We start from the raw sequence: 3,316 nt of genomic DNA on the forward strand, positions 1-3,316 counted from the left end.
GGTTCGAATGTTGATTTCTGGCTTTTGTCAGATCGTTCTTTAAAAATTCGGATATGTGATAGATATAGACTGATGACCAGTTTCACTGCTGGAAATCAGGCTAAGGTAAAATTTGTGAGTTCTGCTCGAAAGAGCAACATGCGAATTTTCGGCGAATGTCGTCTTCACAGTATAACCAGATTGCTTGGGGTTATATGGTCAAGTGAAGAAGCGCATACGGTGGATGCCTTGGCAGTCAGAGGCGATGAAAGACGTGGTAGCCTGCGATAAGCTTTGGGGAGTCGGCAAACAGACTGTGATCCAGAGATCTCTGAATGGGGGAACCCACTCAGCACAAGCTGAGTATCTTGTACTGAATACATAGGTGCAAGAGGCGAACCAGGGGAACTGAAACATCTAAGTACCCTGAGGAAAAGAAATCAACCGAGATTCCCTTAGTAGTGGCGAGCGAACGGGGACCAGCCCTTAAGTTGATTTGAGATTAGTGGAACGCTCTGGAAAGTGCGGCCATAGTGGGTGATAGCCCCGTACACGAAAATCTCTTGTCAATGAAATCGAGTAGGACGGAGCACGAGAAACTTTGTCTGAATATGGGGGGACCATCCTCCAAGGCTAAATACTACTGACTGACCGATAGTGAACCAGTACCGTGAGGGAAAGGCGAAAAGAACCCCGGAGAGGGGAGTGAAATAGAACCTGAAACCGTATGCGTACAAGCAGTGGGAGCCTACTTTGTTAGGTGACTGCGTACCTTTTGTATAATGGGTCAGCGACTTATATTCAGTGGCGAGCTTAACCGAATAGGGGAGGCGTAGCGAAAGCGAGTCTTAATAGGGCGTTTAGTCGCTGGGTATAGACCCGAAACCGGGCGATCTATCCATGGGCAGGTTGAAGGTTAGGTAACACTGACTGGAGGACCGAACCGACTACCGTTGAAAAGTTAGCGGATGACCTGTGGATCGGAGTGAAAGGCTAATCAAGCTCGGAGATAGCTGGTTCTCCTCGAAAGCTATTTAGGTAGCGCCTCATGTATCACTCCAGGGGGTAGAGCACTGTTTCGGCTAGGGGGTCATCCCGACTTACCAAACCGATGCAAACTCCGAATACCTGGAAGTGCCGAGCATGGGAGACACACGGCGGGTGCTAACGTCCGTCGTGAAAAGGGAAACAACCCAGACCGTCAGCTAAGGTCCCAAAGTCATGGTTAAGTGGGAAACGATGTGGGAAGGCTTAGACAGCTAGGAGGTTGGCTTAGAAGCAGCCACCCTTTAAAGAAAGCGTAATAGCTCACTAGTCGAGTCGGCCTGCGCGGAAGATGTAACGGGGCTCAAACCATGCACCGAAGCTACGGGTGTCATCTTTGATGACGCGGTAGAGGAGCGTTCTGTAAGCCTGTGAAGGTGAGTTGAGAAGCTTGCTGGAGGTATCAGAAGTGCGAATGCTGACATGAGTAACGACAATGCGAGTGAAAAACTCGCACGCCGAAAGACCAAGGTTTCCTGCGCAACGTTAATCGACGCAGGGTTAGTCGGTCCCTAAGGCGAGGCTGAAAAGCGTAGTCGATGGAAAACAGGTTAATATTCCTGTACTTCCAGTTATTGCGATGGAGGGACGGAGAAGGTTAGGCCAGCCTGGCGTTGGTTGTCCAGGTTTAAGGTGGTAGGCTGGAATCTTAGGCAAATCCGGGATTTCAAGGCCGAGAGCTGATGACGAGTTGCCTTTAGGCGACGAAGTGGTTGATACCATGCTTCCAAGAAAAGCTCCTAAGCTTCAGATAACTGGGAACCGTACCCCAAACCGACACAGGTGGTTAGGTAGAGAATACCAAGGCGCTTGAGAGAACTCGGGTGAAGGAACTAGGCAAAATGGCACCGTAACTTCGGGAGAAGGTGCGCCGGCGAGGGTGAAGGACTTGCTCCGTAAGCCCATGCCGGTCGAAGATACCAGGCCGCTGCGACTGTTTATTAAAAACACAGCACTCTGCAAACACGAAAGTGGACGTATAGGGTGTGACGCCTGCCCGGTGCCGGAAGGTTAATTGATGGGGTTAGCGCAAGCGAAGCTCTTGATCGAAGCCCCGGTAAACGGCGGCCGTAACTATAACGGTCCTAAGGTAGCGAAATTCCTTGTCGGGTAAGTTCCGACCTGCACGAATGGCGTAACGATGGCGGCGCTGTCTCCACCCGAGACTCAGTGAAATTGAAATCGCTGTGAAGATGCAGTGTATCCGCGGCTAGACGGAAAGACCCCGTGAACCTTTACTATAGCTTTGCACTGGACTTTGAATTTGCTTGTGTAGGATAGGTGGGAGGCTTTGAAGTGGGGACGCCAGTTCTCATGGAGCCATCCTTGAAATACCACCCTGGCAACTTTGAGGTTCTAACTCAGGTCCGTTATCCGGATCGAGGACAGTGTATGGTGGGTAGTTTGACTGGGGCGGTCTCCTCCCAAAGAGTAACGGAGGAGTACGAAGGTGCGCTCAGACCGGTCGGAAATCGGTCGTAGAGTATAAAGGCAAAAGCGCGCTTGACTGCGAGACAAACACGTCGAGCAGGTACGAAAGTAGGTCTTAGTGATCCGGTGGTTCTGTATGGAAGGGCCATCGCTCAACGGATAAAAGGTACTCCGGGGATAACAGGCTGATACCGCCCAAGAGTTCATATCGACGGCGGTGTTTGGCACCTCGATGTCGGCTCATCACATCCTGGGGCTGAAGCCGGTCCCAAGGGTATGGCTGTTCGCCATTTAAAGTGGTACGCGAGCTGGGTTTAGAACGTCGTGAGACAGTTCGGTCCCTATCTGCCGTGGACGTTTGAGATTTGAGAGGGGCTGCTCCTAGTACGAGAGGACCGGAGTGGACGAACCTCTGGTGTTCCGGTTGTCACGCCAGTGGCATTGCCGGGTAGCTATGTTCGGAAGAGATAACCGCTGAAAGCATCTAAGCGGGAAACTTGCCTCAAGATGAGATCTCACTGGGATCTTGAATCCCCTGAAGGGCCGTCGAAGACTACGACGTTGATAGGTTGGGTGTGTAAGCGCTGTGAGGCGTTGAGCTAACCAATACTAATTGCCCGTGAGGCTTGACCATATAACACCCAAGCAATTTGCGCACGAAAGCCAAATTGTGGTGGTGAAGACGAAACAACCGAAAATTCGCAACATCACAAATATCGCATATCCGAATTCGCTGGGCTGTCCATCTGGACATTCTGGCAACAGAATTTCTTGACGACCATAGAGCATTGGAACCACCTGATCCCATCCCGAACTCAGCAGTGAAACGATGCATCGCCGATGGTAGTGTGGGGTTTCCCCA

The 3,316-nt window shown here is 51.2% G+C and carries 2 rRNA genes; both read left to right on the plus strand.

Going from position 1 to position 3,316, the window contains the following annotated elements:
- The first annotated feature begins 196 nt into the window (after positions 1-196).
- Positions 197-3,088: ribosomal RNA gene (locus CAG22_RS26820) — 23S ribosomal RNA — on the plus strand.
- Positions 3,089-3,224: 136 nt separating this feature from the next.
- Positions 3,225-3,316: ribosomal RNA gene (gene rrf / locus CAG22_RS26825) — 5S ribosomal RNA — on the plus strand; the annotation flags it as partial.

It is taken from the genome of Pseudomonas sp. B8(2017) (genome assembly GCF_002113575.1).
Taxonomy (GTDB): Bacteria; Pseudomonadota; Gammaproteobacteria; order Pseudomonadales; family Pseudomonadaceae; genus Aquipseudomonas; species Aquipseudomonas putida_Z.